Raw genomic sequence first — 24435 nt, forward strand, 5'->3', positions numbered from 1 at the left:
AGAAACGTTGATGTCGAATTCTTATGACTCCTCAAGTATTAAAGTCCTGAAAGGACTTGATGCGGTACGCAAACGCCCGGGCATGTATATCGGCGATACCGATGACGGTACCGGTCTGCATCACATGGTATTCGAGGTCGTGGATAACGCAATCGACGAAGCGCTCGCTGGTCACTGTAGTGACATTGTGGTCACCATCCACGCGGATAACTCCGTTTCGGTGCAGGATGATGGACGCGGCATTCCAACCGGTATTCATGAAGAAGAAGGCATCTCTGCCGCTGAAGTGATCATGACCGTGCTGCATGCTGGCGGTAAGTTCGATGATAACTCCTATAAAGTCTCCGGCGGCCTGCATGGCGTGGGCGTCTCCGTGGTTAACGCCCTGTCGCAGAAGCTGGAGCTGACCATTCGTCGCGAAGGCAAAGTGCATCAGCAGGTTTACGTCCATGGCGTACCGCAGGCACCGCTGGCGGTAACGGGTGAGACCGACATTACCGGGACCCGTGTGCGTTTCTGGCCGAGCCACGAAACCTTTACCAACGTGCGCGATTTTGAGTATGACATTCTGGCGAAACGCCTGCGTGAACTCTCATTCCTCAACTCGGGCGTGTCGATTCGTCTGGAAGACAAGCGCGATGGCAAAAACGATCACTTCCATTACGAAGGCGGCATCCGGGCGTTTGTTGAGTACCTGAACAAAAACAAAACCCCTATTCACCCTACCGTGTTCTATTTCTCTACTGAGAAAGATGGCATCGGTGTGGAAGTGGCACTGCAGTGGAACGACGGTTTCCAGGAAAACATCTACTGCTTTACCAATAACATCCCGCAGCGTGACGGTGGTACACACCTCGCCGGTTTCCGTGCGGCGATGACACGTACCCTGAATGCCTACATGGACAAAGAGGGTTACAGCAAGAAAGCCAAAGTCAGCGCCACCGGTGATGATGCGCGTGAAGGTCTGATCGCCGTAGTGTCGGTGAAAGTGCCGGATCCAAAATTCTCCTCACAGACCAAAGATAAACTGGTCTCATCCGAGGTGAAATCGGCGGTTGAGCAGCAGATGAATGAGCTGCTGGCAGAATACCTGCTGGAAAACCCGTCAGACGCCAAGATCGTGGTCGGCAAAATCATTGACGCAGCCCGTGCCCGTGAAGCGGCCCGCCGCGCCCGTGAAATGACCCGCCGTAAAGGCGCGCTGGATCTGGCAGGTCTGCCAGGCAAACTGGCGGATTGCCAGGAGCGCGACCCGGCGTTGTCAGAAATCTACCTGGTGGAGGGTGACTCCGCTGGCGGCTCGGCTAAACAGGGCCGTAACCGTAAGAACCAGGCGATTCTGCCGCTGAAAGGTAAAATCCTTAACGTTGAGAAAGCGCGTTTCGACAAGATGCTTGCTTCCCAGGAAGTTGCCACGCTGATCACCGCGCTGGGCTGTGGTATTGGTCGCGATGAGTACAACCCGGACAAGCTGCGTTATCACAGCATCATCATCATGACCGATGCCGACGTCGATGGTTCACACATCCGTACCCTGCTGCTGACCTTCTTCTATCGTCAGATGCCTGAAATCATTGAGCGCGGCCATGTTTATATCGCCCAGCCGCCACTCTACAAAGTGAAGAAAGGAAAGCAGGAGCAGTACATCAAAGATGATGAGGCGATGGATCAATACCAGATCGCTATCGCGCTTGATGGTGCGACGCTGCACACCAATGCCAGCGCTCCGGCGCTGGGCGGTGAGCCGCTGGAAACACTGGTCTCTGACTTCAACAGTACCCAGAAGATGATCAAGCGCATGGAACGCCGTTATCCGATGGCGATGCTGCGTGCGATGATTTATCACGACACGCTGAGCGACCTGAGCAACGAAGCAGAGGTCACCACCTGGCTGAACGGTCTGGTGAGCTATCTGACCGAACGCGAAGCGCACGGCAGCACCTATCTGGCACAGGTGCGTGAAAACCGCGAAACGAACCTGTTCGAGCCGGTGCTGCGCGTCCGTACCCACGGTGTGGATACCGACTATCCGCTGGAAGCGGATTTCATTCAGGGGCCTGAGTATCGCAAAATCTGCGCGCTGGGTAGCCAGCTGCGTGGTCTGCTGGAAGAAGATGCTTACATTGAGCGTGGCGAACGTCGTCAGCCAGTGGCAAGTTTCGAACAGGCGATTGAGTGGCTGGTGAAAGAGTCGCGTCGCGGCCTCTCCGTCCAGCGCTACAAAGGTCTGGGTGAGATGAACCCGGATCAGCTGTGGGAAACCACCATGGATCCAGACAGCCGTCGTATGCTGCGCGTCACCATTAAAGATGCGATTGGCGCTGACCAGCTGTTCACTACGTTGATGGGCGATGCGGTGGAGCCGCGTCGCGCCTTCATCGAAGAGAATGCGCTGAAAGCCGCCAATATCGATATCTAACCGGCAGCGGACGTAACAGGCCATCACTCAGGTGATGGCCTTTTTTTGTACCGTACGGGCGAAAATCCGTCAGGCCGCGCCCCTGCTGTTCGCCAGGCGAACCCGCAACTATCCGAAAAGCCGTGATTAAAATCCACCGCGATCTCTTTACCGCCTGAACCCAGCGGTTTGCTGTCCGTTCCTGCCTGCCATGAAGCTGGTCAATGTGCGCTGAATCGCGCTAGCATTGAATAAAACCCAGACGCTACGAGGATTGTATGGCTATTAAATTGATCGCTATCGACATGGATGGCACCCTGCTCAACCCGCAACATGAGATCACACCAGGGGTGAAATCTGCCCTGGATCGCGCCCGCCAGAAAGGTGTGTCGATTGTGCTGACCACCGGCCGGCCATTTGTGGGTATCCAGCGCTATCTGATTGAGCTGGATATGCAGACGCCCGGCCAGTATGCGATAAGCAACAACGGTGCGCTGGTTCATCAGGCCGAAGATGGTGAGTGTGTGGCGGAAGTGACGCTGACCTTTGACGACTACCTCTACATCGAGAATCTGGCACGTGAGCTTGGCGTGCATTTCCAGGCGTTCGACAAATCCCATCTCTACACACCCAATAAAGACATCAGTGAATACACCATCCATGAAGCGAGCCTGACCGGGATTCCGGTGCGCTATCGCGCCGTGGAAGAGATGGATCGCGCCATGCGCTTCCCGAAACTGATGATGATTGACCGGCCGGATTTGCTCGACGCGGCGATTGCCCGTCTGCCCGAACATGCTCACCAGACTTATACCATCCTGAAGAGCGCGCCTTACTACCTGGAAATTCTCGATCGTCGGGTGAATAAAGGCCAGGGCGTCAAAATGCTGGCTGACAAGCTCGGTCTTAAGCAGGAAGAGGTGATGGCGATTGGCGACCAGGAGAATGACCTGGCGATGATTGAATACGCCGGAACCGGCGTCGCAATGGGTAATGCCATTGATTCTGTTAAGAAAATCGCGCAATTCATCACCAAAACCAATATGGAAGATGGTGTGGCGCATGCCATTGAAGAGTTAGTGCTTTAACGGCTCTGTTCTCTGCCGGGCCGCAGCGGCCCGGCTCCCTGCATCCGGCAAAAAAGCTGCACCGCAAAACAGAATCGCGTAATTTGTCGGGCAACGCTGTCTCCGTGGGTTTTATCATGTCAGAAAAACAGATCACCTTTGCTGCCCGTCAGCATCAGCTCACCAATATCAATATCTGGACTGCCGACAGTCAGTGGCTGGCGTTTGACGTCCGTCCCTCGGGCGTGTCGTTTACCAGCCAGACCATTGAGCGGGTCAATGTGATGACCGGAGAGGTAGAGGTGCTCTATCAGGCCCGACACGGAGCCCACGTCGGTGTCGTTACGGTCAGTCCCGACCTGCCGCCACGCTACGTCTGCATTCATGGCCCGGAACATCCTGATGCCAGCTGGCAGTATGATTTCCACCACCGGCGCGGTGTGATCGTTCAGAACGGCGCGGCGGTGAATCTGGATGCCTGCGATATCACGCCGCCGTTCACCCCTGGCGCGTTGCGTGGTGGTTCGCATGTGCATGTTTTCAGCCCTGATGGTTCACGCCTGAGCTTTACCTACAATGACCACGTGATGCATGAACTGGATAGCCGTCAGGATCTGCGCAACGTCGGCGTCGCCTTGCCGCTGTGTGCTGTCACGCCTGTAAAGCAGCATCCGCGTGAATATGACGGCACTTTTTTCTGCGTGCTGGTGAGCCAGACGCATACGGAACCACAACCCGGCAGCGACCAGATCAATCGTGCTTATGAGGAGTGCTGGGTCGGTGAGCGCGGTTATCAGAAACCAGACGGCAGCTGGCAGCGCTGGGCTATCGCTTTTATTGGCGACACCGTGACGGCACAGGGCGAGAAACGGCCTGAAGTTTTTATTGTTGATCTGCCTGACGCGCTGGAGGATTACGCCCGCGCCGGAGAGAAGCCGCTGGAGGGCAGCAGCCAGCAGTTACCTGCGCCACCGGCTGGCGTGCAGCAGCGTCGCCTGACGCACAGCCGCGGCGTGGCGCTGCAACCGCGCCACTGGCTGCGTGCTGCACCGGATGGCAGCCAGATCGCGTTTCTGATGGCGGATGCCGGAGAGGTGATCCAGCTCTGGATGGTGTCGCCCAATGGCGGCGAACCGCGTCAGATTACCCGACTCAGCCACAGCATTCAGTCCGCCTTTAGCTGGCATCCTGAGGGCCAGGCGATTGCCTTTATCTGTGATAACAGCGTGATGCGATGTGACGTTGAGAGCGGCGCGTGTCAGCGGCTGACCGGCAGAACGGAAGAAGCACCGTCAGGTGACGCGGTGGTCTGGTCACCGGACGGTACACAGATTGCTTATATGCGTGAGGTGAATGGCTGGCGGCAACTCTTTACGGTTGCGGCTGCGACCGCACAGGAGGCATAGGCTGCGCCTGTGCCAGGCTTTCGTTGGTATGCGCGAGTCTTTCGCTCTGCAGGATGCGTTCACGTGGGGAGTCGAGAGTTTTGTCCTGGTCGCTACGGTAGTAGTCCCACGGCAGCAGCAACGTATCCAGCACGGCAGAGAAAGGAAGATCGATTAACGCCAGCGGCTTCAGCGCCCAGCTGGTATCACCATCGGCCAGCATGTCAGCGCTGGCACGGGTGCCGGGATAGTAGCCCTGACTCGCACCGGTGTGAGACATCACGCTGGAACAGCCGGTTGTCACCATTGCGCAGCACACTATTCCAGCCAGAGGTAAGGTCTTTAATTTCATCATCATCATCCCTTCAGTCATGGCATAAGCCTGGCTGAGTTTGCTTGCCAGACAACGTCAACACTCTGGGGCGAAGTCCGTTCTGGTCTGGCAAAAGTAGTCCTGAGTGTATGTCATTTCCTCAGATTGGCGAAAAAAATTGCATTTTACCCTCTTGAAAATCCTCTTCTGATACCCATTTTTACTTTACGGACGCACTCACGGTTGCCGCAAGGGACAGTGAGGTGCCGTATCCAGCCTGTCCACTAGTGGAAGGTTGCCAAAACTTGCTGAACTTCAGGAGTCTTAATATGCGTAATTTTGATCTCACCCCACTTTATCGCTCTGCTATCGGTTTTGATCGCCTGTTTAACCTGCTCGAATCTAATCAGAATCAGAGCAATGGCGGCTATCCTCCTTATAACGTAGAACTGGTCGATGAAAATCACTATCGCATTACGATTGCGGTGGCCGGTTTTTCTCAGAGCGAACTGGATATTACAGCGCACGATAACGTGCTGATTGTGCGGGGAGCCCATCCTGAAGAGCAGGCCGAGCGTAAATACCTGTATCAGGGAATCGCCGAGCGCAACTTCGAGCGTAAATTCCAGCTCGCCGACCACATTGTGGTGCGCGATGCCCGTCTCGAAAATGGTCTGCTGAGCATCGACCTTGAACGTCTGGTGCCGGAAGAGGCGAAACCACGCCGTATTGAGATTCTGAAGTAAGATTGGGATTCAGAATTAACCACAACAAACGCCGCTAATGCGGCGTTTGTTGTTTTTGATGCATACGCAGCGTCAGCGGCGTTTCAGACTGCTGGCATACCCAAATCAGGGTGAATCTGGCCGCAACGAGTAAACTCAACGCGCAGGAAACACGGGCAGAAGAGGAAAGCGTCCCGCGCCATGGACAAAAACGTCGGGAGCGTTTTTGAACAACGCGAAGCGTTGGCCCGGCAGCGGGCGCACCTCAGGGATGAGGTGCGTAATCGCGCGGGCCGAGCGTGCCATGGAGGGCGGTTTTTGCGTCTTTCCGATCTGACCGTGCTTCCTGCGCTTGCCAGGTCTCACAGCTAACCGGGTCAGATTTTATCAACAACCTCTAACGCCGTGGCAGCGGCGTTTTTTACCTTTACGGCTGCGTTCTCATCGCTAAACGCTGACCCAGCACGCCACCAAACACATTGACCAGCAACCCCAGAATAATCACTGCCGCGCCCAGCATCTGCTGCCCGGAGAGATGCTCATCCAGCACCAGCGCAGCGGTAACAATCCCTACAACCGGCACCAGCAGCGACAGCGGCGCGACGCGCCAGGTTTCATAGCGACTTAGCAGATTCCCCCAGATGGCATAGCCCACAATGGTGGCGACAAACGCCAGATAGAACAGCGCCAGCACGGTCTGCAGGCCGATATGCCGCAGGCTGTTAACGATGGCGGCCTCGCCATCAAACAGCAGCGAACAGGCAAAAAAGGGAATGACCGGTACCAGTGCACTCCAGACCACCAGCGACATGATCGGCACACTGCGGTTCCGCATAATGATCTTATTAGTGATATTGCCCAGCCCCCATGACAGCGCCGCCGACAGTGTCAGCATCATGGTGGTCAGCGTAATACCGGCGCTGGTTTGCCCTTCCATGCCTGCTGTTGCCAGCATAAACATCCCCAGCGTGGCGATGATAATCCCGACGATATGATTCCAGCGCAGCTTTTCCGCCAGCAGCAGCGCGCCCAGCAACAGGGTAAAGAAGGCCTGCGCCTGCAGCACCAGCGAGGCCAGACCGGCTGGCATACCAAGCTTGATCGCCAGGAACAGAAACGCGAACTGACCAAAACTGATGGTCATGCCGTAAACCACCAGCCAGCGCAGCGGGATCGGCGGGCGACGCACAAAGAAAATGGCGGGAAAGGCGACCAGAGAGAAACGCAGTCCGGCGAGCAAAAAGGGCGGCATGCCCTGCAGCCCCAGCTTAATCACCACAAAATTCACGCCCCACGCCACCACCACGCACAGCGCTAACAGCATATCTTTTACCGACATCAGAAACTCCTTGTGCCGCCGTCAGGCGGTGACCGCAATCGGGGTGGCGATATCAGCACAACACGCGTCCCCCACGATGCGAAAATAATCCTCTGCAGCCAGCGCGATCGACTTCTCCAGTTCGCCCGCGTTAAACCATAATGTGCCGACCTGTTGCAGCCGGGAATCCACCCGCAGCGCCAGCCGGTCATCAAAACTAAATGGCGGCACAGCGCCCATGACGCAGTCGGTCAGTGCCTGTGCCAGCTCCGGCGCGGCGAAAGAGGATTTTTTGCCACCGATCGCGCGAGCCGCATTTTTGAAATTGATCCGGCAGTCGCCCGGCACAATGGCCAGCAGCTGTCGCGAGGGCGCACCATCCGGCATGCTCACCTCCAGCACCATCGCTTTGGCCGCCTGACTCAGTGCGTTGCCGCGTATCTGGCTGATCTGCTCGGTCTGCCCTACCGCCTCATGCTCCACCACACGGTAGCTGGCCTGATGCTGATCCAGCAGCGCAGTAATCTTTTCAAACGTCGTCATTCCCTTCTCCTTTTCTGGCACAACTTAATGGCACAACCTGGCTTAGCTCCAGGCGATAGCATGTTTCATCTTTTTATCGGTCAGCCCGAAAAAGAAGCCCATCGTGATACGGGTATCGCCTTCGACCCGATCAATCTCATGATAAAAAGCGGGATTAAACAAATAGACATCGCCACTGCGCGGTGAAAATTCGCAGATCTCGCTGTGATCAATGACCCCGCTGCGATAGCCCAGCTCACCGGCGGTTTTGAACTGCTCATCCTCCGGCGACCACTTTTTGTTGTAGATGCGCAGCGCACCACCCGCGCTGCACTCCTGCAGGCAGACCACGCAGCTGAGCTGATGCAATATTTGTGTCACCACCAGCGAGGTTCCTGCAGCATCGCGCACGATATTGTCGTTATGTAGCGGGTTCGCGACGCCATCAGCATGAAAGCGCACGATAGAACCGGCGTAGTCACCACAACCCGGTTCGTGGGCGATGTTTAAGCTCTCCAGCCGCAGCGCGTGCTGCACCCAGCGGTAAATCTGTTCGCGCAGTATGTTGAGTGATGCCGGCAGCGCCGGCTGGATATCGCGCAGCTCAGTGAAATAGTTATCATGTGCCGCCGTATGGCGTGCCAGATAGGGACCCAGCGTGGTCAGCGCGCCATTGGGATAGTGAGAGACACGGATCTTTTCCCGGCAGCTCTGCAGGTCAGTCACCACCGCTTGCCGCACGTCTGACGTCAGAAAGTTACGCAGCACCAGTAGCGGCACCCGTGCAGTGACGATGTCATCCAGCCAGGTCGATTCCACAAACATGTTGGGATTAATCACGCGGAACTGATTGAAAATTGCCATGTTTATCACTCCCTAAACGGTATTTCATAGAGTTCATGATTATTCATTCGCCGCCAGCTGCTGGCGCTGCCTGGTATTGCCACGGGTTCAGAGGCGATCAGCGTGCAACCGTCCTGTTGCCGAAAATGCATCGTAAAATAGTCCGGCCAGGGGGTGTCGTGCGGATACCACTGCCACGCCCAGGCTTTGTCGCGGGTGACGAAAATGGCATTGCCTGCGCTGCCGCCTGGCTCAACCTGCGCCATCTTTGCGCGCAGATAGTCCCGGGTGAAATCAGCAGGGGTGGTCTGATCCACTAAATAGCGCAGATACTCTTCAGAATCGAAGCGTGATTCCGCCAGGCCGAGCTGACGGTAAATGGTCGGCAGAAAGCCGTTATGCATCATGTACCACTGATGTCCGGCGCTGTTGCGCCACAGCGGATGCGAAAACTCGATCCCCTGATTTTTGCTCAATGTGGCGTGACGCACATGAACCGCCAGAAACCGACTGCGCAGACGATCCACGTCAATACCCGGCAGGGCGTCTGCGAACGGGCCGGTGCCATGCAGGGTGTGAATCTCGCCCTGTTCCAGCCACAGACAGCCCCAGCCATTGGGATGCGATTTGATCGGGCCATCGTGTTCGGCGCCTTCGCCGCAGCTCATGGCGCGTGCTGCCTCCAGAATCTGTGCGCTGTCAAACTGGCCATATGCCAGAATCATCCTGCACATACTTTGTCTCTCCCGGCGGTGACTGATTGCGCGGCAATCACCTGCTTAAACGTGGTCATGATTGGCTCACGTGCTGTATCTGTCAGACTGAAGGTGGCGAGGATACCCGCATGACGGGTCAGATCGGCATAGAGCGAGGAGCGTGGCGAAACCTGCAGTGCAGGCAATCTGAGGGGGGGCAACAGCGCACCCTGCTGATGCTGTTCGATCCAGCTTTCGGCAGCCTGCAGCTGCGCCGGTTGCCGTAACCGCAGCTGTCCAACCGCACCGGATCCGGTGAAAGCAAAAGCAGGCAGTGGATCGCCCGCCTCCAGCCGGAAGGTGACATCCGCCCAGTTGATGCCCGTTGCCTCCTGCACCAGCATTGCCACCCCCATGCCGGAAAGCCGGAATCCCATCTCAAGGAAATGCGGTACGCCATTAACCACAATAAAATCGATATGAAACGCGCCCTGAAGATAGCCAAAGGTTTCACAACAGAAGGTCATCAGGCTACTGAACGATGCCGGCAAGGCCGCTGCCGCCATTGCTACATGCCCCGACTCATAAAAACTGACGCATCCCTGGCTATCCCGGTGCTGCTCAATCACCTTCTGGCAGCAGGTCAGTGCCTGGGGATGCCCCTGATGCACCACACCCTGCAACGAAAACTCAGTGCCTGTCAGCGCACTTTCCACAATAAAGCCGCTGAAGCCGCGACCGCCATAGTTCATGGTCTGCACCAGCTGTTTCACCACACTGCGCAGTTGATCGGCGCGTTCAATCAGAAAGATGCCCAGGCCGCCGCCGCCATCCACTGGTTTCACGACACACGGATAGATCAGCGCCTGTTCCGCATCCAGAATGCTGAGCGGTGACGCGAAAAAGCGGAACTCTGGCTGCGGGAAGCGCGGCCAGGCTTTTTTCAGCGCCATGCGCTGCGCATATTTATCCATGGGAATAAAGGCGGCAGGCGCGTCTGGCCCGGCCAGCATCTCACGCAGCCGTCCGGCGCTGGCGTTGTAAGCTTCAAAGCCTGCCAGCACCACCAGCGGATGCGCCAGTAAACCGGCATGCAGATAAGCCTGCATGAGCTCCCACGGATTCTCAGGACGGTCGAGGCGAATAATCAGATCAAACGGCAACGCCAGACTGAGCGACTGGTAATCGACAAAATCACCCATTTCCGCCAGCACGGTAAAATAGCCGTCGCGCTTCGCCACCGCGCAATAAGGATTTTGTCCGTCGCGGGTGGCGCCAATTTGCAGGAAAATCTTTTTCATCGCCTCGCCTTACCGGGTTAACGCCCGGAAATGATTTCTGTCACGATGTCATTGAGCACACCGTTATTGACCTGAATCACCGCTTTGTGAGGATCAAAACGCAGGACGCGCGACAGCGGATCGGTGCTTTTGCCCTCCAGCAGCGAACTGACCGGCCTGCTCTGCCAGCAGTGGCGCATCTGTGTCAGCGTCAGGCCGGAGAGCTGTGTTAACTGCTGAGCCAGTTCGACGTCGTTATTGCGTTGTTCAATCAGATCGCGAATAGCGGCTTCCTCCAGCGCAATCTGCTGCTGCGACAGCCAGTGTCCCAGTTGCTCTCCGTGTGCCAGGAAGGGTGAGTAGATCATGCAGATCAACTGATCTTCACTGAGGTTAAACGCCTGCATAGCGAAGTCTGCTGCGCGCTGCCGTTGCTGCCAGATGGCGTCGTCGTCCTGATAGCGCGTTGCCATCTCATCAATAAGCGCAGGCGGAAAATCTTTCTTCACCATCAGCCCCAACGCGAAGCGCACATATTCGCGAATCCCTTCAGCGTAGTGGCGCTGCAGCAGCGTTTCAGCCCGCAGTCCGCGCAGATGCGCCATCAGCGTCGGATTACCGCAGTCGGACTCGGAAAAGCTGAACATCAGTTCATCAAAACGGAAGTGCATAAATTCGCTGAGCAGCGCCCAGTGCGCACCCGCTTCATAGGCGGTGTCCTGATAGATGTTGAAAAACAGCGGGTCGCGCGCCAGTTGGTGGGTGATGCGGTGCGCGGGCGTCAGCTGATCGGCCCCGTAAACGTCAGAGAAGTAGCGCTCAGCCACACCGTCCAGCGTCTGCAGAAATCCGCTAAAGCCCCGGCTTTTGTCCGCTACGGGCGCATCAAAAAGCCGGGAAAGGTGCCGCGCCCAGGCGACATAGGCGGCCTGCTCCTGCGGCGAGTCGCCGGTGATAATCATATCCACCCCGCCGTTATAGTCTGCCGCCAGGCCAAAGGAGTTCACCATGCTGAGATTACAGGCGTTGCAGAAGGTGGAGCGCGCATCGGCGCGAAAGCGGTGGCCATTCATCAGTACGTCATTACGGTTCTGCTGCCGCACGCTCTCCGGCATCGGCAGTGCCCGGTCAAATGGCCGGATCAGCAGGCCATCCACCACCAGACACTCCGCCCGGTCATCGTTATGCATGGCCAGCGCCTGATAAACACGGTGGATATTCTCCATCACGCTCTGATTCATTGCCGCATGGCGGTTGGTGCTGACCCGCAGATGAAAGGTGCTGCCCTGTTGCTGCCAGATGAGGCCCTGAATGTAGCGCACGTAAGCCACCATGTAGCTGCTGTCTTTTCCGCCGCCATAAGCGAGCAATACACGGTTATTCTCCAGTTGCTGCTGATCCGGCAACGCCGCCATCAGGCGGCCAGAGCAGCGCTGAGCTGACTCAATAATGGCGGGTGACAGATACGCTTCAATCTCCTTCATCATGGCGGGCAGATTATTCATTTTTCACGTTTCCCTCAGGTGAACAGAATCACTTTATGGCCTGAAGCCCGGCGGCTGACGAGGTCGCCGGGCCGTTTAGCGTCATGAATAATTAAGAGATGCAGCCTAAAGTACTTTGAATGTACTCTGTTGAATATGCACAGATCAGCGCGATATGGGGTGGAACAGATGGCCGATGTTATCGGGGAACAGGAGAGTCAGAACAGTCGTTACCGCCAGATCGCAGAACAGATTAAGCAGGCCATTCATGCCGGTTCGCTGGCACCCGACAGTCGTCTGCCGTCGGTGCGGACGCTGGCGACGCAGTACAATGTCAGCCTCACCACCGCCCTGAAAACCCTGCGCACGCTGGAAGATGAGCGCTACGCCGTCGCCCGCCCTAAATCGGGCTTTTTTGTTGCCCCGCAGCGGCCCGCTTCGCGTCAGTTGCCCGCCGTCAGCGAACAGCCGCGCGCCATCGCGCCGCTGGATGAGCAGACAGAACTGCATCTGGCGATGCTCGGCTCAGACTGCCGGGTACGGCTCGATCTGGCCAACGGCGACAGCGCACTTTACCCGGTCAAGCGCATCGGCCTGCTGATGCGCCAGATGGGCTACAGCAAACCGGCTCTGCTCGGCAATACGGTCAAAGGTACCGGCTATGCGCCGCTGAAAACTGAGATTGCCCGTCGCGCGGTCGATTACGGCTGCAATATCAGCGCCGACGACATTCTGATCACCAACGGCTGCATTGAGGCGATCTCGCTGTCGCTGCGTGCTACCACCCAGCCAGGCGATGTGGTGGCAGTCGAGTCGCCCTGCTACTTCGTGCTGCTGCAGATGCTGCACAATCTCAATTTACGGGTGATTGAAGTGGAAGCCGGGCCGGAAGGGTATGTGAATGTGGCGAAGCTGACCGGATTATTTCAACGCAAGGCGGTGCGGGTTTTTCTGACCCTGTGCAACGTCAATAATCCGCTGGGCAAGAGCATTCCCAACGAGCATAAAGCCTATATTGCGCGGCAGGCGGATGAAAACGATGTGGTGATCATTGAGGATGATATTTTTGGCGATACCGCCTTTGGTGAGCGTCGCCCCTTCCCGATGCGCGCCTTCAGCCCCAACGCCATTCTCTGCAGCGGCTTCTCTAAAACCGTAGCACCCGGCATTCGTATTGGCTGGGTTCACAGTGTTAACTACATGCGCAAAATCGCCTCGCTAAAATATACCTCGACGATGGGCACCTCGGTGCTGTCACAGGCGGCAGTGGCGGAGTTGCTGCGCAGCGGCGGCTATGATGCGCATCTGCGCAAGCTGCGTCGCGAGCTGGCACGGCAAATTCGCGAAATGCGTCAGTCGGTGCTGCGGGAATTTCCGGCGGGAACGCGGGTGTCCGATCCGGAAGGAGGCTATGTGCTGTGGGTTGAGATGCCGGGAGAGGCGCTGAACGTGCGCGAACTGTTTCTGAAAGCGCGTAATGCGGGTATCGGCATTGCACCGGGCCACATTTTTGCCACCGATGATCGCTACGATCACTGTTTCCGGCTGAATGCCGGTTTCGGCTGGAATGCGGAGGTGGAACAGGCCATTAAGCAGCTGGCACAGTGGTGCCAGCTGTCGTTAACCGATCCACAGGAAGAGCAGGATTAGCTGTCGCGCCAGGCGATCTCAACCTCTTCCGCCAGAATCTGCACCGCCCTTTCAATGTTCTCTGCATCCGGCACGTAGTTCATCCGCATGCACTGATGGGTGTGCGGCCACGCCTGTTCGAGGCCCGGGAAGAAGAAGTGGCCTGGCACCATCAGCACGCCGCGCGCTTTAAGCCGCTGATAAAGCAATTCAGTGGTGATCGGCAGATCGCGGAACCAGAGCCAGAGGAAAATCGCGCCTTCCGGCTTGTGGATCAGACAGCGCTCTTCCGGCAGATAGCGCCGCAGGATTGCAATGGTCTGCTGCACCTTCTGATGATAGAACGGCTTGATCACCTCTTCGGAGAGCCGCAACAGATCGCCGCGACGAATCATCTCATTGGCGATGGCCGGACCGATGCTGCCCGGTGCCAGACTGATAATGCCGTTCATGTTGCTCAGTGCAGTAATCGTCTTCTCGTCAGCAATAATAATGCCGCAACGCGCACCTGGCAGGCCGAGCTTCGACAGACTCATGCAGAGAATGATGTTGGGATTCCACAGCGGGCACACCTCGCTGAAGATGATGCCGGGGAACGGCACACCATAGGCATTGTCGATCAGCAGCGGCACGTCATGCTGCTGTGCCAGCGCATCGAGCTGCATCAGCTCATCATCAGTGATCACATTACCGGTAGGATTTGTCGGGCGCGAGACGCAGATCAGCCCGACCTCATCGTTCATCGGCAAATGCTCGAAATCGACATGATATTTAAACTGGCCTTCCGGCAGCAGCTCAATGTTCGGCTTCGCCGAGACAAACAGCGCCTCTTCCAGACCGGCATCCGCATAGCCAAGATACTCAGGCGCCAGCGGGAACAGCACTCGCTTCTTGCTGCCATCGGCCCGGCGACCGGCATACAGGTTAAACAGATAGAAGAAGGCGCTCTGGCTGCCGTTGGTCAGTGCGATATTCTCTGCGGTGATCGGCCAGCCAAGCTGTTCACGCAGCAATTCAGCCAGTGACGCCAGCAGCGTCGCTTTGCCACGCGGACCGTCGTAATTGCAAAGCGCTTCGCTGAGTTTGCCTTCCTCGTGCATCTGCTGCAGCAGTTGCTGAAAGTAGTCGTTCATGGCCGGAATTTGCGCCGGATTGCCGCCACCCAGCATGATGGTGCCGGGCGTGCGAAGGCCCGCGCCCATATCTTCCATCAGACGTGAGATGCCGGAATGTTGGGTAAATTTGTCGCCGAACTGAGAAAAGGACATAGCGGTTAAATATTTGTGATAACGAATCGGGGGTCCACCATAACGCCCGCCATCGGCGGGCGCAATGGGAAGGCGTGGGGATTACTTCAGTGCCTGCGGGTTAACGCAGTTCTTCTCGACGCTTCCGCCAAGTGCGGCGATAAGATTTTCTACCGCATCCTGCATCATGCCGTAACGGGTTTCGTGAGTCGCAGAACCGATGTGCGGCAGCGTCACTACATTGGGCAATGACAGCAGCGGGGAGTCGGCAGAGACCGGCTCCTGCTCAAACACATCCAGTCCGGCGGCATGCAGTTTGCCTGCCTGCAAGGCAGCGATCAGCGCCTTCTCATCCACCACCGGTCCGCGACCGGCGTTGATCAGCACCGCATCCGGTTTCATCAGGTCCAGCTCGGCGGCCCCAATCAGATGGTGTGTCTCTTCAGTCAGCGGCAGGCTAATGCAGACGAAATCACTCTGCTTCAGCAGCGCTTCCAGTTCACAGCGCTGTGCGCCAAAGCGTGACTGTGCCTCCTCATGCTCACGGCGGGCGTTATAGAGGATTTTCATGCCAAAGCCAAAGTGCGCCCGCTGCGCAAGCGCCATCCCGATACGTCCCATGCCGAGAATACCCAGCGTTTTATGATGCACGTCGATGCCGAACTGCGCCGGTCCGATGCTTTTCTGCCAGTTACCCGCTTTAACCCAGGCATCCAGTTCCGGCACCCGGCGCGCCGTGCTCAGCACCAGCGCCATCATGGTGTCTGCCACGGTTTCGGTCAGCACGGTCGGCGTGTGCATCAGCACCACATTACGCTGATTCAGGGCGTCTACATCAAAATTGTCGTAGCCCACAGAGACGCTGGAGCAGACGCGAAGATTGGGCATTTTCGCCAGCAGCTCGCCATTCACTTTACCGCCCGATCCCAGCAGACCTTCTGCCTGCTGGAAATCCGCAGCATACTTCTGCTGGCTCTCTGGTGAGAGATCGCTGATTTCCGTCACGTCACACTGTTCAGCCAGGCGGGCATAAAGATCGTCAGGCAGTTTTTTATAAAGAATTACAGCGGGTTTCATTCGGTGGCTCCCGGTCAATAAGTTACGGGCGGCTTGCAGGCCGCCCGGAGAAATAGAGGCTAACGTTTACGCTTTCAGGCCGGTTTCGCACCCTGCAACGGTGGCGCTTTATTCTGCGCCGGCTTCACAATCAGCGTCAGCCACACCGAAACCAGCAGGGCCGATCCCATAAAGATGTAGGAGGCGGATGGGCTGCCGGTGGCTCCATTAAGATAGCCGACAATCCATGAACCGATAAACGACCCCAGCGCACCCATGCTGTTGATCAGCGCCATTGCACCACCGGCAACATTACGCGGCAGCATTTCAGGGATGATGGCAAAGAACGGTCCGTAAGGCGCATACATCGCGGCACCGGCAATCACCAACAGGGTGTAGGACATCCAGAAGTGGTTCGATCCCACCAGATACGAGCCGAGGAAAGCCAGCGCCCCCACCAGCAGCAGTGGCCAGACGAACAGCTTGCGGTTCTGGGTTTTGTCAGACGCCCAGGAGACAATCACCATCGCAATGGTCGCCGCCAGATAAGGCACCGCTGACAACCAGCCCGCTTCGACCATACCCATCTGCGTGCCGTTACGCAGAATCGACGGCAGCCACAGCACAAAGCCGTACACGCCGATGCTCCAGGCAAAATATTGCAGACAGAGAATGATCACGTTGCGGTTACGGAACGCTTCACCGTAGTTGCGCACCGCTTTGATGTTTTCCTGCTCTTTCTGCAGTTCAGCCTGCAACGCCGCTTTCTCGGCATCGCTCATCCAGCGCGCCTGTGCGGGTTTATCCTGCACCAGGAACCACCAGGCGATCGCCCAGATCACCGCAGGAATCCCTTCGATGATAAACATCTCACGCCAGCCAAAGGATTCGATCAGATAGCCCGACACCACCGACATCCACAGCACCGTGACGGGATTCCCCAGGATCAGGAAGGTGTTGGCGCGTGAACGCTCCGATTTGGTAAACCAGTTGCTGATATAAATCAGCATCGCAGGCATTACCGCAGCTTCCACCACGCCCAGAACAAAGCGAATGGCTGCCAGCATCGGAATGTTGCTGACCACGCCGGTCAGCGAGGCGCAGCCGCCCCACAGAATCAGGCAAACGAAGATCAGTTTCTTGACGCTGCGGCGTTCGGCGTAAATCGCACCCGGGATCTGGAAGAAGAAGTAACCCAGGAAGAACAGCGCACCCAGCAGCGAGGACATGCCTTTGGTGATGCCGAGATCGTCATTAATCCCGGCAGCAGAAGCGAAGCTAAAATTTGCACGATCAAGATACGCCAGGCTGTAGGTGATAAACACGATGGGCATGATGAACCACCAGCGTTTTGGCGCGATTGTCTGCTTTTTCATCGGGAACTCCTGTGACTGTAGAGGGGCGCGAACTACACGTCGCCCAGTTGCTGACGCGTCGGCAGACCTTCGCTGTCACCAATGACCTGAATCGCCATCGAACCAATTTTGTTGCCGCGACGAATCGCCTGCGGCAGCGACTGACCTTCCAGCAGGGCGCTGATAACGCCAACGGCAAAGCCGTCACCGGCACCCACGGTATCCACCACGTTATCGACTTTTATCGCCTCAACCTGACCCTTTTCGCCCTGCGACGTTTTATACCAGGCACCGTCACAACCGGTTTTTATGACCACGGCTTTCACACCCTTGTCGAGATAGAAATCGGCGATCGCTTCCGGCTGACGATAACCGGTCAGAATCAGCCCCTCTTTTTCGCCCGGCAGCACCCAGTCGGCATACTCCGCCAGCAGATTGAGTTGCTTACGCATCTCCTCTTCGCTGCGCCACAACACCGGCCGCAGGTTAGGGTCAAACGAAATAGTTTTACCGCGTGCACGCATCTCTTTGGCGGTGTGCTTCAGCAGCGCCAGCGAGCTCTCTGACAGCGCCGCCGCCACACCGCTCAGGTGCAGATGACGCGCCGAGCCGAAATAGTCTGCATCAAAATCGTCAACCGACAGATGGCTGGCCGCCGAGCCTTTACGAAAATATTCCACCAGCGGATCAGAACCGTCATCCACTTTGGACTTGAGCTGAAAACCGGTGGGATAGCGTTTATCGACCGTCACACAGGCGTGGTCGATACCCTCTTTTTCCAGCTGCTGGCAGATAAACCGGCCGAAAGCGTCATCGCCGATACGGCTGACCCAGCCCACTTTCAGGCCAAGACGTGCCAGGCCGGTCGCCACATTGAGTTCAGCGCCCGCTGCGCGTTTAACAAAGGTCTCTGCTGCGGCCAGATCGCCAGTCTCGCGGGCAATAAACATCGCCATCGCTTCACCGATGGTGACCACATCAAGTGGACCGTTGTGATGATTAATGTGCGTCATATCTGTTCCTTACACGTTACGCAGCAGCGACACATAGTGGCGTGTCACCGCAGTCAGATCGTCGCCTTCCAGCGGAAATTCGATACCGCGCGGTGCCTGTGCGGGCAGCTGTTGCAGCAGCGTGCGCCAGTGGTCATCCGCCTCATCCAGCGCAATCGCCCGGAAGCTATCCTGGTGCGGCACGGCCGCTTTGACGTGCACATAACCCACCTGCGCAGCCAGTTGTTGCGCTGCCTGGTCGGCATCTTCCCCGGTCCAGCACCAGTTACCCATATCAAAGGTCATGCTGATCGGTAGATTGGCTTCCCTGACCGCCGTAAAAAAGGCGACGGACGGCGCCAGTCGACCATGCTCAGTCTGGTCATTTTCCACGGTCAGCTGAAACGGCAGATCCGCCAGCAACGTCTGCAACGTTTCGCGAGGGAGTGCACCGGTAAAGTCTCCCAGCGCCACTTTCAGCCGCTGAGCGTTTAACTGGCGTGCTTCTTCAACGTAGTGGATCAGGCGTGGATTGATTTCGCCGCCGTCACAAAACAGCGTATCGGGCACCGAATAGCTGGCGTGCAGCTGATGCTGCGCCACCGCCCGGCCTAGTGCTGGCAGATCGGTAAGCGCCGTGTCATCAAGCAGTTCACGGCGGATTTCAACGCCGTCAGCGCCCGCCTGCTGAATAATCGGCAGCAGCGCACGCTGACCACCGAGTGCGGCGATCTGCGCGTGACCATAAGCGGCGGTCACCACAATGATGTCAGGTTTCATGTTCTACTCCATGGCAGGGTTCTGCCCATAACGAATAGAAAAACCCTAAATGGAACCGGTTCCAAAGCAAAGGAGCAAACTGTGAAATTATGATCGTGCTCACGAAGCGAGCACGTAAACGGAAGGTTAAATCTGAAATTCAGCCCAGAGGCTGGCTTGAGCCGCGAACAATCAGTTCGCCAGAGAAGACCTGCTCGCCAACCGGCACATCACTGCCCTCAATTCGGGCAATCAGGCGTTCCAGCGCACTGAAGCCAATCTGCCAGGTGGGTTGTTTCAGCGTGGTGATACCGACACCGGCCAGCGCCGCCCACTCCAGTTCATCAAAACCGAGCAGGCCAATATCGCGGCCCCAGTGCAGATTGAGTCGTTGTAACGATCGCGCCACCTGCAGCGTCAGCGCCCCGTTGGCGACCATCACCGCGCAGCGTTTGCCGGTATGACGCTGATGGAAGGCCAGCAACGCCTGGTCCAGCGCATCGGGCTGATGCAGCCCCACTTCAGTATTCTCATGCTCAACCTTAGGATGCGTTGCCAGCAGCTGGCGGAAAGCCTGCAGACGCTCGCGGCGAGTGTTGACGCTGCCCAGCGGCTCACTCAGAAACAGCAGTGCGTTATAGCCATTGTCGACCAGATGGCGCGTGGCTGTTTCAGCCGCTTCGGCGTTATTCAGCCCCACTACATCGCAGGGGAAGTCGGGGATTTTTCGGTCAATCAGCACCATTGGCAGCAGGGATTGTTGCAGATGATTCAGCACCTCTTCACGCATACCGACCGCATTAACCACGATGCCTTCTACCTGATAGCTGCTAAGCAGTTGCAGATAGTGCTGCTCCAGATCCACTTCATTATTAGTGTTACACATCAGCAGAGTAAAACCCTGCTCGCGGCAGGCGGCTTCAATACCGCTCATCACATCAACGGAATAGGGATTGGTGATATCGGCAATAATCAGCCCGATCAGGCGGGTACGTCCGCGCTTCAGGCCGCGCGCCATCTGGCTTGGACGATAGCTGAGATCGGCAATCGCCTGCTCAATCCGCGCTTTTAAACCGTCAGAAAGCAGATGCAGCTCGCCATTGAGATAGCGTGAAACGCTGGTTTTGCCCGTTCGTGCCGCGTGAGCAACATCGCTGATGGTGGCGCGAGGCGGCCTGATTTTCATGAGATATCCTGCGAAATGAGAAACCAGGCAGAGACTAGCACAAGCAAAGCTCACCGCAAAAAGTGCTATACCGGTAATTGCAGCCAGGGTTGCCAAAGAGTCTGTAACGTTTCCGGTGGTGCGCCATTGATCAGCTGGATGACCATTTCAGCCACCTGCTCTCCGGCCTGGTGCGGTGTTGCCTGGCGAATAGCGACAATGGGATGATCGAGAATCGCATCACGCGGCAATCCCTCCCAGCCTGCCAGCAGAATGGCACGCTCACCTGCTGACCGCCCAGTCTGTTGCAGTGCCAGAGCGGCGCCTTCAGCCAGCACAGCGCAGTCGGTGATAATCACTTCCGGCAACGCTGCCTCTGCCAGCCACTGCCTGGTTTGCTGATAGCCGGCACGGCGAGACGGCGACACAGCCGCCATCGCATAAGGTGCGACATCGCCCAGCGCGGTCAGATATCCCTGACGACGCTCACGCACCCGCGTCCTGTGTTCATTGCTACCGAGCCAGGCTATCCGCTGCCGTCCCTGCGCCAGCGACCAGCTCACCGCCATCTGCGAACCCGCGAAGTGATCCACATCAAGCCAGGCATAAGTGGGCGGCAGATCGCTGCGGCCCAGCGCCAGAAAGCGAAAATTAGCCTGAATCAGCGCATGAAGTCGGCTGTCATCGGGCGTCGTGTGACCGACGATAAGGGCATCCACGGCCCCACTGCGCAACAGATGTGTCAGTGTCGACTGACTCTGCTGCTTATCCATCAGTAACAGCAGATTAATGTCATGACAGGCAAGGTGATGATCCAGCGACAGCAGCATGTCGCTAAAGTCGCTGCCACTCAGAGAAGATGCACTGATCGGGTAGATAAGACCCACCGCGTTAGCACGACCGGTTTTCAGACGCCGCGCCGCTGCATTGGGTCGGTAGCCGCGCCGCTGCGCTTCCTCTTCGATATGCTTACGCGTTTCGTGAGCAACGTCCTGATAACCATTAAGGGCACGACTGACCGTCGTCACGGAAAGGCCTAAAACCGTAGCGATGGCTTTAAGAGACATGAGGAAATATTCTCTGATCAATTTTTGATCAGACTACCATAAAGCGTCTGCTGGCTCTATTCGCCGAAACATTACTGGTTCTTTTAGCGGAAGGCTTTACAGAAAAAAAGACGCCCCCGGGCGGGGGCGCGCGCGATTATTACAGTGGGCTGAGCGTGATCTCAACACGACGGTTTTGTGCTTTGCCTGCTTCGGTGCTGTTAGTGGCAACCGGATTATCCGGGCCTGCACCCTGCGTACGCAGGCGATCGCTGGCAACACCCTGCACGATCAACGCGCTGGCAACACTTTCAGCACGCTGTTGAGACAGGCGCATGTTCAGTGCACGGCTGCCGGTACTGTCGGTGTAACCTACGACGTTTACCGCTGTTTTCGGATACTCTTTCAGCACCATTGAAACACCGGTCAGGGTGTTTGCACCGGCCGGTTTCAGATTGCTGCTATTCGAGTCGAAGGTGACATTATTTGGCATATTCAGAACGATGTTATCGCCATTACGGGTCACGCTGACACCCGTGCCGCGCATTTTGTCGCGCAGTTTCGCTTCCTGTACATCCATGTAGTAGCCCACGCCACCGCCCAGTGCAGCACCGCCAGCGGCACCAATCAGTGCGCCTTTACGACGATCTTTTTTCGACGAGGAGAGCACGCCGACACCGGCACCCACGAGTGCGCCCAGGCCCGCGCCCACGCCTGACTTACCCGCCTGAGATTCGCCGGTGTAAGGATTAGTCGTACACCCTGGCAGGGCCAGGCTGCCGCTTAATAACAAAGTGATGGCGATTGATTTTTTCTGCATTTTTGTTCCCTTACATTCGACACACAGGGGAAAACCTTTCCCATAAGTGGCACGATTATGCCGCCTGATGCCAAGGAATGTAGTGCGGAAAAATCCTGATTTACCGTGAATCACGTCTTTTGATTGTCAGGATGACAAAAACAGTTGCTCTGATGATCGTTTATCAGCCCACAGGCCTGCATAAAGGAGTAGCAAATTGTGGGACCGATGAATTTAAAACCACGCTGCTTTAACGCCTTAGAGAGGGCAATGGCGTGCTCTGACGTCGTGGGTGCCTGGCTGTAATCAGGATAATCGTGAACGATTTGCACGTTATCGACAAATTGCCAGACGAAGTGGCTGAAATCCTCGCCTTTCGTCTCCATTTCAAGATAAGCACGCGCGTTAGCGATAATGGCCGCGATTTTACCCGCGTGGCGGATAATGCCGCTGTTGATCATCAGCGCGTCAATATCTGTAGAATCCATCAATGCTATGGCCTGCGGATCAAACTGGTGAAAGGCCGCCCGATAGTTTTCCCGCTTTTTCAGCACAGTGATCCAGGATAATCCCGCCTGCTGTCCTTCCAGACAAAGCATCTCAAACAGCGCGCGCTTGTCTCTTTGCACCACACCCCATTCACGGTCGTGATAGGCCAGATAGAGGGGATCCTGCGTTACCCAACCACATCGTTGCATCACTTTTTCCTTTAATGACGTGAAAATTCTGGCGGTCCGCTTGATCTTAGAATTTATCGGTTGATAGTTAAACAACCACCGGTTAAATAACAGAGACGGGCCGAAAATTTAATTAAGACGCCGGATAATAACTTCAGTTTTGCCCGGAGAAGCGATGGTGCCGAGAAGCGGTTGGAAAGGTCTGCGGACCTGCTGTGCTGTATGCCTGTTACTCTTAACGCAACCGACTTTTGCCCGCGGCGGCACCTCTGCGCCTCAACATCCCGTCTTCCCTCCCGACTACGACACGATCCTGGCGGAGAAGATCGCCCTGAACCCACTCGCCTTCAGCGATGAAAGCCGCGCCCTGTTTGAAGCCGCCATTAACTCGCCTACCGCATCCCCCATTGCCCTGCACAGTGAAACCGGCAGCGTAGGCACTACGCCACTGGGAAAACGCTATCGGGCGGGCGTTGACCTGCCTATTGCCCCGTCACTCACCACCGGGCCGGTGGCGCAGTATGCGGTCGATCCGCAGCAGATGAACTGTCTGCAATGCGATTACAGCGATCAGCAGAGCCGTGAGCAGAGCGCCAGCGTCGGCTGGCGCATTGATTCGAAACAGGGATGGATATCGCCCTGGGCGCAGCTGAGTTATCACTATCTGATGGCCGATACATCGCAGAATCCCCGGCGCGAGGCAACCAACGGCTCTGATCAATCCGACGGCATTGATGTGAGCATCGGTGCACAAATGCCACTCAACGCGAATCTGGCGGCTTTCGCTGCGTTTTCACAAAGTGAGGCGCTGAATAATCAGGAGCAGCAACTTTATACCTTTGGATTCAGTGCCAGCTTCTAGCGGGGCATAAAATGAGAAAGGGAATCGGGCGTTTAAAATATAATGAGTCCGCTAATCATTATACCGGTAACATTATGCGCAACGATTTGACAATTATTGGCCGCGAAATAGCGGTTTTCCTTCTGGCAGCTCTGGTTCTCGCGTTGACTATCGTCCCTGTCTACATTGATGTGGCCTGGATGAACGACGCGCTCCACGAAACCTCTTTTACTGAAACCACCCAGGAATGCATGCTGGCGATGATCGCCGCACTGTTCTTTATTGCGGCTCGCCGTCGTCCCGCTCAGCGCGGGGCGCTGACTTTGGTGGCGGGCTTTTACAGCTGCATGCTCATCCGCGAACTCGACTTTGTTTTTGATACTTTTCAGCACGGCAGCTGGGTCTGGTTTGCACTGGCCGTTACGGCGGGTTCGCTGGCTGTCGCGCTGCGGACGCCGAAAAAAACCGTGCATGCGCTGGCGAATCTGCTGCTGCATCGCAGCTGGCCGGTGATGGCCTCTGGCTTCTTAGTGGTGCTGGTCTTCTCCCGCCTGTTTGGTGTGCATGCGCTGTGGCAGCATCTGATGCTGGGGGATTACAACCGCGTGGTGAAAAACATGGCCGAAGAGGGTACCGAGCTTCTGGGATACAGCCTCTGCTGGCTCGCCTCGGTGCGCTACTTATGGCAGACCCGTCCGGCTGCTGCGGGTGTCCGGGTACAAACCACCGAATCTGCATCGGCCCGCCACGCGACCTCCCCGGTCACCTCACACTGATCCGCAGCGTTGCTTTTTAAGCGATCCGCACCCTTAAAACAGGTACAATAAACACTTCTGCGT

The 24435-nt window shown here is 56.7% G+C and carries 23 protein-coding genes; 7 read left to right on the forward strand and 16 right to left on the reverse strand.

Features of this window, described 5'->3' with window-relative positions:
* The first annotated feature begins 10 nt into the window (after positions 1-10).
* The 3 genes from gyrB to P2R09_RS00760 all read left to right on the forward strand — a co-directional run bounded on the left by gyrB (position 11) and on the right by P2R09_RS00760 (position 4871).
* Positions 11-2419 carry a DNA topoisomerase (ATP-hydrolyzing) subunit B gene (gene gyrB, locus P2R09_RS00750; RefSeq protein WP_140034180.1) on the forward strand — a complete coding sequence of 803 codons (2409 nt, stop codon included), beginning with the start codon at positions 11-13 and terminating at the stop codon, positions 2417-2419.
* A gap of 257 nt (positions 2420-2676) precedes the next feature.
* Positions 2677-3486 carry a sugar-phosphatase gene (gene yidA, locus P2R09_RS00755; RefSeq protein ID WP_275766147.1) on the forward strand — a complete coding sequence of 270 codons (810 nt, stop codon included), beginning with the start codon at positions 2677-2679 and terminating at the stop codon, positions 3484-3486.
* Positions 3487-3602: 116 nt separating this feature from the next.
* On the forward strand, positions 3603-4871 hold the full coding sequence (locus P2R09_RS00760) for a DUF3748 domain-containing protein (protein ID WP_275766150.1): 1269 nt from the start codon (positions 3603-3605) through the stop codon (positions 4869-4871).
* On the opposite strand, the gene P2R09_RS00765 is transcribed toward P2R09_RS00760, so the two are convergent.
* Positions 4837-5205 carry a YceK/YidQ family lipoprotein gene (locus P2R09_RS00765; protein WP_283543753.1) on the reverse strand — a complete coding sequence of 123 codons (369 nt, stop codon included), beginning with the start codon at positions 5203-5205 and terminating at the stop codon, positions 4837-4839. The two genes, P2R09_RS00760 and P2R09_RS00765, sit on opposite strands and share 35 nt — an antisense overlap.
* Before the next feature lie 287 nt (positions 5206-5492).
* On the opposite strand from P2R09_RS00765, the gene ibpA reads away from it, so the two are divergent.
* Positions 5493-5909, forward strand: a complete 417-nt coding sequence (ibpA, locus tag P2R09_RS00770) for a small heat shock chaperone IbpA (protein WP_003849623.1) — start codon at positions 5493-5495, stop codon at positions 5907-5909.
* A gap of 406 nt (positions 5910-6315) precedes the next feature.
* On the opposite strand, the gene P2R09_RS00775 is transcribed toward ibpA, so the two are convergent.
* Genes P2R09_RS00775 through P2R09_RS00800 form a run of 6 tightly spaced genes read right to left on the reverse strand, consistent with a single transcriptional unit; the run spans position 6316 to position 12051 of the window.
* Positions 6316-7227 carry an EamA family transporter gene (locus tag P2R09_RS00775; RefSeq protein WP_275766156.1) on the reverse strand — a complete coding sequence of 304 codons (912 nt, stop codon included), beginning with the start codon at positions 7225-7227 and terminating at the stop codon, positions 6316-6318.
* Between the two features lie 21 nt (positions 7228-7248).
* Positions 7249-7749, reverse strand: coding sequence for a YbaK/EbsC family protein (locus P2R09_RS00780; RefSeq protein WP_275766160.1), 501 nt, complete (start codon positions 7747-7749; stop codon positions 7249-7251).
* A 42-nt stretch (positions 7750-7791) separates the two neighbouring features.
* The gene (locus tag P2R09_RS00785) at positions 7792-8592 is read right to left on the reverse strand and encodes a hypothetical protein (protein ID WP_275766163.1); all 801 of its coding nucleotides are present in this window, start codon (positions 8590-8592) and stop codon (positions 7792-7794) included.
* Positions 8593-8597: 5 nt separating this feature from the next.
* Positions 8598-9305: a class II glutamine amidotransferase gene (locus tag P2R09_RS00790; RefSeq protein ID WP_275766166.1), complete on the reverse strand. Its 708-nt coding sequence runs from the start codon at positions 9303-9305 to the stop codon at positions 8598-8600.
* Entirely contained in the window at positions 9293-10567 is a 1275-nt protein-coding gene (locus tag P2R09_RS00795; RefSeq protein WP_275766169.1) for an ATP-grasp domain-containing protein, read from the reverse strand. Before P2R09_RS00795 ends, P2R09_RS00790 begins: the two co-directional genes overlap by 13 nt.
* 17 nt (positions 10568-10584) lie before the next feature.
* On the reverse strand, positions 10585-12051 hold the full coding sequence (locus P2R09_RS00800) for a hypothetical protein (protein WP_275766172.1): 1467 nt from the start codon (positions 12049-12051) through the stop codon (positions 10585-10587).
* A 168-nt stretch (positions 12052-12219) separates the two neighbouring features.
* Between P2R09_RS00800 and P2R09_RS00805 the strand changes: the two genes are divergently transcribed.
* Positions 12220-13680, forward strand: coding sequence for a PLP-dependent aminotransferase family protein (locus P2R09_RS00805; protein ID WP_275766175.1), 1461 nt, complete (start codon positions 12220-12222; stop codon positions 13678-13680).
* On the opposite strand, the gene P2R09_RS00810 is transcribed toward P2R09_RS00805, so the two are convergent.
* From P2R09_RS00810 to P2R09_RS00850, 9 genes are all read right to left on the reverse strand, one after another.
* Positions 13677-14927 carry a valine--pyruvate transaminase gene (locus P2R09_RS00810; protein ID WP_275766178.1) on the reverse strand — a complete coding sequence of 417 codons (1251 nt, stop codon included), beginning with the start codon at positions 14925-14927 and terminating at the stop codon, positions 13677-13679. The genes P2R09_RS00805 and P2R09_RS00810 overlap by 4 nt on opposite strands.
* Before the next feature lie 81 nt (positions 14928-15008).
* The gene (ghrB, locus tag P2R09_RS00815) at positions 15009-15983 is read right to left on the reverse strand and encodes a glyoxylate/hydroxypyruvate reductase GhrB (RefSeq protein WP_275766180.1); all 975 of its coding nucleotides are present in this window, start codon (positions 15981-15983) and stop codon (positions 15009-15011) included.
* A gap of 74 nt (positions 15984-16057) precedes the next feature.
* A complete protein-coding gene (locus P2R09_RS00820) occupies positions 16058-17338 on the reverse strand; it encodes an MFS transporter (protein WP_275766183.1) in 1281 nt (426 codons plus the stop codon).
* Between the two features lie 32 nt (positions 17339-17370).
* Positions 17371-18330 (reverse strand): sugar kinase, encoded by a 960-nt coding sequence (locus P2R09_RS00825; RefSeq protein ID WP_275766186.1) that lies wholly within the window; start codon positions 18328-18330, stop codon positions 17371-17373.
* Positions 18331-18339: 9 nt separating this feature from the next.
* On the reverse strand, positions 18340-19089 hold the full coding sequence (locus P2R09_RS00830; protein WP_275766189.1) for a sugar phosphate isomerase/epimerase: 750 nt from the start codon (positions 19087-19089) through the stop codon (positions 18340-18342).
* 139 nt (positions 19090-19228) lie between these two features.
* Entirely contained in the window at positions 19229-20254 is a 1026-nt protein-coding gene (locus P2R09_RS00835; protein ID WP_275766191.1) for a LacI family DNA-binding transcriptional regulator, read from the reverse strand.
* Between the two features lie 65 nt (positions 20255-20319).
* Positions 20320-21300, reverse strand: coding sequence for a LacI family DNA-binding transcriptional regulator (locus tag P2R09_RS00840; protein ID WP_275766194.1), 981 nt, complete (start codon positions 21298-21300; stop codon positions 20320-20322).
* A 139-nt stretch (positions 21301-21439) separates the two neighbouring features.
* Complete coding sequence (locus P2R09_RS00845; RefSeq protein WP_275766197.1) at positions 21440-22099, reverse strand: OmpA family lipoprotein; 660 nt, start codon at positions 22097-22099, stop codon at positions 21440-21442.
* A gap of 110 nt (positions 22100-22209) precedes the next feature.
* Positions 22210-22776 (reverse strand): DNA-3-methyladenine glycosylase I, encoded by a 567-nt coding sequence (locus tag P2R09_RS00850; RefSeq protein ID WP_275766199.1) that lies wholly within the window; start codon positions 22774-22776, stop codon positions 22210-22212.
* A 154-nt stretch (positions 22777-22930) separates the two neighbouring features.
* Between P2R09_RS00850 and P2R09_RS00855 the strand changes: the two genes are divergently transcribed.
* On the forward strand, positions 22931-23617 hold the full coding sequence (locus P2R09_RS00855; RefSeq protein ID WP_110410888.1) for an autotransporter: 687 nt from the start codon (positions 22931-22933) through the stop codon (positions 23615-23617).
* Positions 23618-23691: 74 nt separating this feature from the next.
* Positions 23692-24372 (forward strand): hypothetical protein, encoded by a 681-nt coding sequence (locus P2R09_RS00860; protein WP_275766203.1) that lies wholly within the window; start codon positions 23692-23694, stop codon positions 24370-24372.
* Positions 24373-24435: the final 63 nt, after the last annotated feature.

The organism is Pantoea sp. Cr_R13 (assembly GCF_029222565.1).
GTDB lineage: Bacteria > Pseudomonadota > Gammaproteobacteria > Enterobacterales > Enterobacteriaceae > Pantoea > Pantoea eucalypti.

Coding starts and splice junctions, on each gene's coding strand:
- gyrB (WP_140034180.1), top strand. CDS start 11: ATGTCGAATTCTTATGACTCCTCAAGTATTAAAGTCCTGAAAGGACTT.
- yidA (WP_275766147.1), top strand. CDS start 2,677: ATGGCTATTAAATTGATCGCTATCGACATGGATGGCACCCTGCTCAAC.
- P2R09_RS00760 (WP_275766150.1), top strand. CDS start 3,603: ATGTCAGAAAAACAGATCACCTTTGCTGCCCGTCAGCATCAGCTCACC.
- P2R09_RS00765 (WP_283543753.1), bottom strand. CDS start 5,205: ATGATGAAATTAAAGACCTTACCTCTGGCTGGAATAGTGTGCTGCGCA.
- ibpA (WP_003849623.1), top strand. CDS start 5,493: ATGCGTAATTTTGATCTCACCCCACTTTATCGCTCTGCTATCGGTTTT.
- P2R09_RS00775 (WP_275766156.1), bottom strand. CDS start 7,227: ATGTCGGTAAAAGATATGCTGTTAGCGCTGTGCGTGGTGGTGGCGTGG.
- P2R09_RS00780 (WP_275766160.1), bottom strand. CDS start 7,749: ATGACGACGTTTGAAAAGATTACTGCGCTGCTGGATCAGCATCAGGCC.
- P2R09_RS00785 (WP_275766163.1), bottom strand. CDS start 8,592: ATGGCAATTTTCAATCAGTTCCGCGTGATTAATCCCAACATGTTTGTG.
- P2R09_RS00790 (WP_275766166.1), bottom strand. CDS start 9,305: ATGTGCAGGATGATTCTGGCATATGGCCAGTTTGACAGCGCACAGATT.
- P2R09_RS00795 (WP_275766169.1), bottom strand. CDS start 10,567: ATGAAAAAGATTTTCCTGCAAATTGGCGCCACCCGCGACGGACAAAAT.
- P2R09_RS00800 (WP_275766172.1), bottom strand. CDS start 12,051: ATGAATAATCTGCCCGCCATGATGAAGGAGATTGAAGCGTATCTGTCA.
- P2R09_RS00805 (WP_275766175.1), top strand. CDS start 12,220: ATGGCCGATGTTATCGGGGAACAGGAGAGTCAGAACAGTCGTTACCGC.
- P2R09_RS00810 (WP_275766178.1), bottom strand. CDS start 14,927: ATGTCCTTTTCTCAGTTCGGCGACAAATTTACCCAACATTCCGGCATC.
- ghrB (WP_275766180.1), bottom strand. CDS start 15,983: ATGAAACCCGCTGTAATTCTTTATAAAAAACTGCCTGACGATCTTTAT.
- P2R09_RS00820 (WP_275766183.1), bottom strand. CDS start 17,338: ATGAAAAAGCAGACAATCGCGCCAAAACGCTGGTGGTTCATCATGCCC.
- P2R09_RS00825 (WP_275766186.1), bottom strand. CDS start 18,330: ATGACGCACATTAATCATCACAACGGTCCACTTGATGTGGTCACCATC.
- P2R09_RS00830 (WP_275766189.1), bottom strand. CDS start 19,089: ATGAAACCTGACATCATTGTGGTGACCGCCGCTTATGGTCACGCGCAG.
- P2R09_RS00835 (WP_275766191.1), bottom strand. CDS start 20,254: ATGAAAATCAGGCCGCCTCGCGCCACCATCAGCGATGTTGCTCACGCG.
- P2R09_RS00840 (WP_275766194.1), bottom strand. CDS start 21,300: ATGTCTCTTAAAGCCATCGCTACGGTTTTAGGCCTTTCCGTGACGACG.
- P2R09_RS00845 (WP_275766197.1), bottom strand. CDS start 22,099: ATGCAGAAAAAATCAATCGCCATCACTTTGTTATTAAGCGGCAGCCTG.
- P2R09_RS00850 (WP_275766199.1), bottom strand. CDS start 22,776: ATGCAACGATGTGGTTGGGTAACGCAGGATCCCCTCTATCTGGCCTAT.
- P2R09_RS00855 (WP_110410888.1), top strand. CDS start 22,931: ATGGTGCCGAGAAGCGGTTGGAAAGGTCTGCGGACCTGCTGTGCTGTA.
- P2R09_RS00860 (WP_275766203.1), top strand. CDS start 23,692: ATGCGCAACGATTTGACAATTATTGGCCGCGAAATAGCGGTTTTCCTT.